Genomic DNA, 7,914 nt, shown 5'->3' on the forward strand with positions numbered 1-7,914 from the left:
AATAGGGAAAGCCGCAACAGCAACCGCCCGGCTTGCCGTCTGGAAGCAGGGCGCTCGCGGTAGAATACCGGGATGACCTCCCCGCAATTCATCCATCTCCGCCTTCATACCGAATACTCGATCGTCGACGGCCTCGTGCGCATCGACGATGTAGTCAAAACGGCATCGAAGGACTCGCAGCCCGCGCTGGCCATCACCGACCTCGCCAATCTGTTCGGCATGGTCAAGTTCTACAAGGCGGCACGGGGCAAGGGGATCAAGCCGATCGCCGGCTGCGATGTCTGGATCACCAATGACGACGACCGCGACAAGCCTTCGCGCCTGTTGCTGCTGGTCAAGAACCACAACGGCTATCTGCAGCTGTGCGAGCTGCTGTCCAGGGCGTGGCTGACCAACGTGCATCGCGGCCGTGCCGAGATCCGCGCGGAGTGGCTGGAAAATGAAGGCGGCAGCGACCTGATCGCCTTGTCGGGCGCGCACTTGGGCGACATCGGCATGGCCATCGACAATGGCAATGCCGCCTCGGCGCAGCGCTGCGCCGAACGCTGGGCGCGCATCTTCCCGAACCGTTTCTACATCGAAGTGCAGCGCTACGGCCAGCCCAACATGGACAGCCACGTGCGGCAGGCGGTGGCGCTGGCGACCAAGCTGAAGCTGCCGGTGGTGGCCACGCATCCGACCCAGTTCCTGAAGGCGGAAGAATTCATTGCCCATGAGGCGCGCACCTGCATCGCCGAAGGTGAAATCCTCGCCAATGCGCGCCGCGTCAAGCGCTTCAACGAGCAGCAATGCTTCAAGTCGCAGGCCGAAATGGCGCAGCTGTTCGCCGACATGCCGGCGGCGATCCAGAACACCATCGAGATCGCCAAGCGCTGCAACCTCCAGCTCGAACTCGGCAAGCCCAAGCTGCCGCTGTTCCCCACACCGGACGGCGTAACGCTCGACGAATTCCTGGTCTCGCAGGCCAGGGCCGGTCTGGAAGAGCGGCTGGTGCAGCTGTTTCCCAATCCGGAGAAGCGCGAGCAGCACCGCCAGCGGTATGAAGAACGGTTGAAGTTCGAGACCGACACCATCATCAAGATGGGATTCCCCGGCTACTTCCTCATCGTTGCCGACTTTATCCAGTGGGGCAAGAACAATGGCGTGCCGGTCGGCCCGGGCCGGGGCTCCGGCGCCGGCTCGCTGGTCGCGTATGCGCTCAAGATCACCGACCTCGATCCGCTGGAATACAACCTGCTGTTCGAACGCTTCCTCAATCCGGAACGCGTCTCGATGCCCGACTTCGATATCGACTTCTGCCAGGAAAACCGCGACCGCGTGATCCAGTACGTGAAGGACCGCTACGGCCGCGAAGCCGTGTCGCAGATCGCCACCTTCGGAACGATGGCCGCCAAGGGCGCGGTGCGCGATGTCGGTCGCGTGCTCGACATGGGCTACAACTTCTGCGACGGCATCTCCAAGCTGATTCCCTTCAAGCCGGGCAAGCTGGTCACCATCGCCGACGCCATCGAGGAAGAACCGCTGCTCAAGGAGCGGATGGAAAAGGAAGAAGAGGTCAAGCAGCTGCTCGACCTCGCGCAGCAGGTCGAAGGCATTGCCCGCAACATCGGCATGCATGCCGGCGGCGTGCTGATCGCGCCCGGCAAGCTCACCGACTTCTGCCCGCTGTATACGCAGGGCGGCGATTCCGGCGTAGTGTCGCAGTACGACAAGGACGATGTCGAAGCCGTCGGCCTGGTCAAGTTCGACTTCCTGGGCCTGACCACGCTGACCATCCTCGACAGGGCGGTGCGCTACATCAAGCAGCTCGATCCGGCGCTGCAGGACTTCTCGCTGGAAAAGCTGCCGCTCAACGACAAGGCATCGTACGAACTGCTGACCAAGGCCAAAACGGTCGCCGTGTTCCAGCTGGAAAGCCGCGGCATGCAGGGCATGCTCAAGGACGCGCGCCCCGACCGTTTCGAGGACATCATCGCGCTGGTGGCGCTCTACCGTCCGGGCCCGATGGACCTGATTCCCGATTTCTGCCGGCGCAAGCACGGCGAGAAATTCGAGTATCCCGATCCGCGTACCGAAGGCATTCTGTCCGAGACCTACGGCATCATGGTCTACCAGGAGCAGGTGATGCAGATGGCGCAGGTCATCGGCGGCTACTCGCTCGGCGGCGCGGACTTGTTGCGCCGCGCGATGGGCAAGAAGAAGCCCGAGGAAATGGCGCAGCATCGCCTGATCTTCCGCGAGGGCGCGGCCAAGAACGGCCTGTCGCAGGAAAAGGCCGACGAGATCTTCGACTTGATGGAAAAGTTCGCGGGCTACGGCTTCAACAAGTCGCACGCCGCGGCGTACGCCTTGCTGTCGTATCACACCGCTTATCTCAAGGCCCATCATCCCGCCGCGTTCATGGCAGCCAACTTGTCGCTGGCCATGGACGACACCGACAAGATCAAGATCCTGGTCGAGGACGCGATCGACATCTGCGGCCTCAAGCTGCTGCCGCCGGACATCAATCTCTCCGACTACCGCTTCACCCCGGTCGGCGAACCGGGCAAGAAAGCCATCCAGATCCGCTACGGCCTGGGCGCCGTCAAGGGTTCGGGCCAGAATGCGATCGAAGCCATCATCGCGGCGCGCCAGGAAGGGCCGTTCAAGGACCTGTTCGACTTCGTCAAGCGCATCGACAAGCGCCAGATCAACCGCCGCACCATCGAATCGCTGATCCGCGCCGGCGCCATGGATTGCTTCGGCGTCGACCGCGGCGTGCTGATCGCCTCGGTCAACTACGCCATGGAATGCGCGGAACAGGCGGAGGCCTCGGCCAACCAGGTCAGCCTGTTCGGCGGTCCGGACGACGGCATGGAAGCGCCGCTCGAATACGTGAAGGCCGCGCCGTGGAGCGAAAAACAGCGCCTGACCGAAGAGAAGATTGCGCTAGGCTTCTACCTGTCGGGCCACCTGTTCAACGCCTATGAGCAGGAGGCGCGCAAATTCGCCCGTTCCAAGCTATCCAGCCTGGAGCCCGCCCGCGAGCCGCGCCTCATGGCCGGCATCGTCAGCGCCATGCGCACCCAGATGACCCAGCGCGGCAAGATCCTGATCGTCACGCTCGACGACGGCAGCGCAACGGTCGACGTTACCGTCTACAACGAACTCTACGAACCCAACAAGCAGCTGTTCAAGGAAGACGAGTTCCTGGCGGTGCAGGGCAAGGTATCCGAAGACCGTTTCGCCGGCGGCCTGCGGGTCTCGGCCGACAAGGTGATGGACATCGCGATGGCGCGCATCGCCTTTGGCCGCCAGTTCGCCTTTTCGCTGGACACCCGGCCCGATGCCGCGCAGATGAAGCAGGCTCTCGCGCCATACCGTTCCGAGAATGGATTGCCGCTGATGCTGCGCTACATGCAGGCCGGCGTGGGCAGCTGCGAGCTCCGGCTGGCCGACGACTGGCGCGTGTCGCCCGCCGACGGCCTGAAGCAGATACTGGCTGACAAGTTCGGCATCAAGGGCGCTGCGGTCGAGTACTGATCCGGCGGTTCCACCGCCGCTCCATACCAGTTCCATCCATGCAGGCATAGCGGGGCAGTGAAGTGCCACGCCATGCCTGCGCGCGTTTTCCTCCCATTTTTCCCCCTTTCTCTCCAGCCGTCCAAGCCTGCGCTGTTGCCGGCGTGGAGCTCGCCGGACGGCGCTCCTCCTCCGACTAAGCAGGGAAGTCGGCTGCCACCTTTGCCACTCTCTGGTTGATCCTGTTCCAGCATGGACGTGTAGTCGTCGGTGTCGCACATGTACATCAGATGTTGCAATTCATTTAACTAATCGCAGTTTGACGTGTTACCATCCCGACAACTTTTGTGTTGCATTTCATTCAACTTCCTTGCGCTTTCCAACTCTGGATGCCGTCGCAGGAACGCAATACCGTCGGAGAAATACATGTCCCTCAAGCCTTTCGATGACCCCGAACAGGACCCGCTCAAGGGTCTTGTTCCTTCATCGCCATCATCAGCATCGCCCCTGTCTTCGCTGACCTCACTCGCCGCAAACGCCGCAGCCCTGACCGGCACAGTGCCCAAGGAACTGCATCTCGCCTCTTCAGCGCTGCATGCCATCGACGCCCTGCAAGCCGATACCCCCGGCAGCGCCCTGCAGCACGGCCTGCAAGCCGCCTCCCGCCTCAACCCCGACATCGCCAGGGCCGCCCAGGCCGCCAGCCTCGCGCAGCAAGCCGCCGAAGCGCTCCACATCGCCGGCCACCCGCTGCACGGCATGGCCATCCGCGACTTCGCCAGCCCCATCGCCCCTTTCTTCCCCACCTTCGCTTCTACCGAACCAGCCGACACCGCTGACGACACCCAAGACACCCTGGCCGCCCTCGCCGCAGCCGCCATCCCCCAGTTCACCGACAGCAACCGCCTGCTGCGCTTCTATTCCCCGCTGTCCTCCGACAAGACCCTGCTCATCGACACGCTCCACGCCCAGGCCGGCCTCTCCGAAGGCTTCCACCTGCGCCTGCAACTGCTCTCCACCCATGCCGGCATCGAACTCAAGGAACTCATGGGCAGGAACGTCACCGTCGGCATCGAGCAGGACGACGGCAGCGAGCACTACCTCAACGGCTACATCCATCACTTCGCCTTCACCCATGCCGACGGCGGCTTCGCCTTCTACCAGGCCGAAGTGCTGCCCTGGATGTCGTTTCTCACCCACCGCGTCAACTGCCGCATCTTCCAGGACGAGACCGTGCAGCAAGTCATCGACCGCATCCTGCGCGAAGACTACCAGGGCATCGCCGACTACCAGTTCCGCCTCGGCGGCAAGTACGAGCCCGAAAACTACCTGGTCCAGTACCATGAATCCGACGCCCATTTCCTCCACCGCCTGATGGAGCGCTACGGCCTGTTTTACTATTACGAGCACCGCGCCGACGGCCATACCCTGGTCATCAGCGACGACTCCTGCAACGCCGCCTTCTGCCCGCCGCACCAGCATCATGCGAAGGTCGAGTTCAACGGCGGCCACCGCACCCACCGGCGCGGCGGCATCACCCAGCTCAGCGCCCAGCGCAGCCTGCAGTCCTCGCGCGTGGCGCTCAACACCTTCGACTTCAAGGCGCCATCGGCGCCGCAATATGTCGAGCAGCCCACGCTGGCCAGGCAGGGCGACGTGCCGCAACTGGAAGTGTTCGACGGCAACCCCGCCTTCATGTACCGCAACGCCGGCGAAGGCGCGCGCGAAGCCAGGCAGCGCATGGAAGTGCTGGAATGGCAGGCCAAGCTGTTCGGCGGCGCCTCGGACTGCCGCAGCCTGAGTCCGGGCCGGACCTTCCAGCTCACCGAGCACCACTGGTTCGACGGCCACGATGACAGCGACGCCGACTTCCTGGTGGTATCGGTGAGCATCGACGCCCGGAACAACCATGCCGACCGCGGCAATGCGCCGGTATATGCCAACAGCTTCAGCTGCATCCGCCGCAAGATTCCGTACCGCCCCAGGCGCCAGCACAAGAAGCCGCGCATGCCGGGCCCGCAGACGGCCACGGTGGTCGGGCCCAAGGGGCAGGAAATCCACACCGACCCGCACGGGCGCATCAAGGTGCAGTTTCCCTGGGACCGCTACGGCCGGCACGATGAACGCAGCTCCTGCTGGATCCGGGTGTCGCAGCCCTGGGCCGGCGCAGGCTGGGGGACGGTGGCGATCCCGCGCATCGGCCAGGAAGTCATCATCGACTATCTCGAAGGCGACCCTGACCGGCCGCTGTGCACGGGCAGGCTGTACAACAGCGCGCAGCCGCTGCCATACGCATTGCCGGGCGCGGCGCACGTGATGGGTTTCAAGAGCCGTTCGACGCCTGGCGGAGGCGGCTTCTGCGAGATGGTGATCCATGACAGGAAGGGCCGGGAGCTGATCAACATCCATTCGCAGAAGGACATGGTGACCACGGTGCAGCATACGCAAGCCACGGTGGTGAACGGTCCGCACCAGACGAACACGGTGACGAACGGCTTCCAGGTGACGAAGGTGAAGAAGCGGGTGGAGCTGGAGTCGCAGACGGAGTTCATTCAGCTGAAAGCGGCGACGAAGATTGTGCTGGAGGTGGGATCAAGCCGGATCGAGATGGAGGCGAACGGGAAGATCACGATACAAGGGCTGCATGTGGATGTGATCGGGGCGCAGCGGATTGATTTGAATACGAATGGGGGGAGTCATTCAACCTCCCCATCCAGTCTCCCTCGGGGACAAGCAATAAGCAATAGCGACAAGGGAGCAATAAAGAGCACTGTGTCAAAACTGCCAAAGGGCTCTCAGAACAATGCTCCACTTGCTTCACAACCTAAATCAAGCTCAAGCCCGGCGGGAAAGTCAAATAAAGAAATTAAGCAGGGGTCAGCAAAATCTAATCTTATTTCGGAACAAGATTACGTCAATGCCGCAAAAAAATTAAACGTAGAGGTTGCATCAATAAGAGCAATAGCGGAAGTCGAGTCTAAGGGGCGTCCATTCTTGGAGGATGGAAAACCGGTCATCCTCTTTGAGAGACATCGATTCCATGCAAACACGCGTGGCATATTTGACAAAGTTGCGCCCCATATTTCGAACGCCAACCGGGGCGGATATGGAAAAGCCGGAATACATCAGTACGATCGATTAAACGAAGCTGTAAAACTGGATCGGGCTGCAGCGTTAAAGTCAGCATCATGGGGACAGTTCCAGATTATGGGCGAAAACTATAAACAAGCCGGCTTCTCGAATGTTGAAGACTTTGTCAACGCGTCAAGTGAAGGGGCGGATCGACAATTGGAAAGTTTTGTCGACTTTATCAGGAACGACAAGCGCTTACTAAATGCATTACAAGGTAAAGATTGGAAGACGTTTGCAAGAATATATAACGGACCTGCGTATAAAGAAAATGCGTACGACAGAAAAATGAAGGAAGCATATGAAAAATACAGCAAGTAAGATTTTTCTAACGATAATCCTATGCATTCTCGTATTCACTTCCGATGCCGCAGAGTCTCTCATATCCGTACCTATTCGCCTTTTGGATAGCAAAAGGCTAGATCAGATGCATCAAAAAATACAGGATTCTGCGCCGAATAAGTTGAAAGTAAATCTTTTTGCGAAAAAGAGCTTCTCTATACAGGGAAGTAATGTGGAAATATTTTCTGGGGAATTTCTTGGTGATCTCATCAGTAATAAAAATGAATGCTTTGTTTACGTAGGTGCTAATCAGAGAAGCGGAAAAATCTTCAATGTTGAGCATAAGTCAGACCGTCTTTGGCATTGCGCGGGAGAGCCTAAGCTGTCCGTGCAAACTAGTGAGGGAACGAAGAAAGTTCTGCTAATACTCGTGATGTATTTGTTTCAAGCTCCATCAGGAGATTCGTTTTATCTTCCTCAAGCTATTGAAATTACTAAAGACGGTGATGCAAATACTGGAAATATTGATCAATGTATTGATAAGGAAACTGGCGGAGACGCTGTAAGAACCATGCGTGAACTATCAAACATCGCCGCAAGGTGTATTGTCGGAAAGAATAAGTGACAAACATAAAGTGTCGTTAGTATGCCCAGCACGCCTAATTAATTTATGACAAAAGGTGGAATGCCAGTTCTTAGCAGTTCACCAAACTGGAAAGAAAGAATGATAGGTCGTTCCGAGAGCGATGATCGGTGCTGGCATCCCTAAACTAACGATAGTCGAAGTGCAGTGCATTTAATAGTTTATCAAAGAAAACGTAACTTACATTTCATGCTAAAGAAGAATCGATAGGCTTATGCAATACCAAACTAACGAAGTCACTGAGTTAAAGTCGGAAGTGGTGTACGGCAGGGAACTGAGGCGGGAGTAAGGCGGTAGAGGTTTTTGTTGGACAATTTGATTGTCGAAGTCAAAACCAACCAACAAAGGAAACCTCCACC

At 58.9% G+C, this 7,914-nt stretch carries 4 protein-coding genes; 3 read left to right on the forward strand and 1 reads right to left on the reverse strand.

Annotation, left to right across the window (positions count from 1 at the left end):
* Positions 1 to 72: 72 nt before the first annotated feature.
* Complete coding sequence (dnaE, locus tag FH061_RS16355) at positions 73 to 3,522, forward strand: DNA polymerase III subunit alpha (protein ID WP_151636904.1); 3,450 nt, start codon at positions 73 to 75, stop codon at positions 3,520 to 3,522.
* 564 nt (positions 3,523 to 4,086) lie between these two features.
* Here the strand turns inward: dnaE and FH061_RS30510 are convergent.
* Positions 4,087 to 4,257: a hypothetical protein gene (locus FH061_RS30510; protein ID WP_192805101.1), complete on the reverse strand. Its 171-nt coding sequence runs from the start codon at positions 4,255 to 4,257 to the stop codon at positions 4,087 to 4,089.
* A 3-nt stretch (positions 4,258 to 4,260) separates the two neighbouring features.
* Between FH061_RS30510 and tssI the strand changes: the two genes are divergently transcribed.
* Together tssI and FH061_RS16365 are read left to right on the forward strand one after the other, a co-directional pair.
* Complete coding sequence (gene tssI, locus FH061_RS16360; protein ID WP_192805102.1) at positions 4,261 to 6,951, forward strand: type VI secretion system tip protein TssI/VgrG; 2,691 nt, start codon at positions 4,261 to 4,263, stop codon at positions 6,949 to 6,951.
* Positions 6,932 to 7,537, forward strand: coding sequence for a hypothetical protein (locus FH061_RS16365; RefSeq protein WP_151636906.1), 606 nt, complete (start codon positions 6,932 to 6,934; stop codon positions 7,535 to 7,537). Before tssI ends, FH061_RS16365 begins: the two co-directional genes overlap by 20 nt.
* Positions 7,538 to 7,914: the final 377 nt, after the last annotated feature.

Source organism: Noviherbaspirillum aerium (assembly GCF_008929045.1).
In the GTDB taxonomy this organism is placed as follows: Bacteria; Pseudomonadota; Gammaproteobacteria; order Burkholderiales; family Burkholderiaceae_D; genus Noviherbaspirillum; species Noviherbaspirillum aerium.

Excerpts from the sequence above, each read along its gene's own strand:
- dnaE (WP_151636904.1), top strand. The coding sequence starts at position 73 with ATGACCTCCCCGCAATTCATCCATCTCCGCCTTCATACCGAATACTCG.
- tssI (WP_192805102.1), top strand. The coding sequence starts at position 4,261 with ATGGCCATCCGCGACTTCGCCAGCCCCATCGCCCCTTTCTTCCCCACC.
- FH061_RS16365 (WP_151636906.1), top strand. The coding sequence starts at position 6,932 with ATGAAAAATACAGCAAGTAAGATTTTTCTAACGATAATCCTATGCATT.